1 protein-coding gene is annotated in these 520 nt (G+C 61.2%); it reads left to right on the top strand.

Going from position 1 to position 520, the window contains the following annotated elements; all coding sequences use genetic code 11:
- Positions 1 to 520 (top strand): YwqG family protein (locus tag NRB16_RS29280; RefSeq protein ID WP_257107623.1); only part of this gene is annotated, 520 nt, incomplete at both ends.

Here is a 520-nt window from a genome sequence, read left to right as displayed (position 1 = left end):
CCAGATCGACTGCGCGGAGTTGCCACGTGTCGAGTCGCTCATGCCAACGCAGGGCATGTTGTTGTTCTTTGCCGTAAACGACGAAGAACAGATTTGGAATACAGACGCACCCTGGGAACGTGTCCGGGTCCTGTATGCGCACAACGTGCCCGAGGACCAGCCCGCGCGCCAGGCGCCGGAAAATCTGCGCCCGATTCAGGACGTGAAGACAGTGGACAGTCCGTACACGGAACCGGAGTGGTTGTTGCCGGGTGAGAGTGGTCCCCGCGTCCACGTGCAGTGGCCATTGGTTGCACGGCGGATGGACACTTGGCCATACGACATGCCGACACCAGAAGACGGCTCAAGGCCAGACATGGCGGCCTACCATCAGCGATGGTCCGAGCTGAGCCTCGGAGCCGCTGTGGCGGCGACCGGGCTAATACCCAACGCCGACGCGGTTTTACATTGGGAGCAGCCGCTGTCTCAAACCTGGAAGTTCCCTGCCCAGTGGTTGCGCTATCAGCTTGATTTCCCCCAG

This window comes from Pseudomonas sp. LJDD11 (assembly GCF_024584215.1).
Lineage (GTDB): Bacteria > Pseudomonadota > Gammaproteobacteria > Pseudomonadales > Pseudomonadaceae > Aquipseudomonas.
This window is presented reverse-complemented; position numbering and strand designations above follow the sequence as displayed.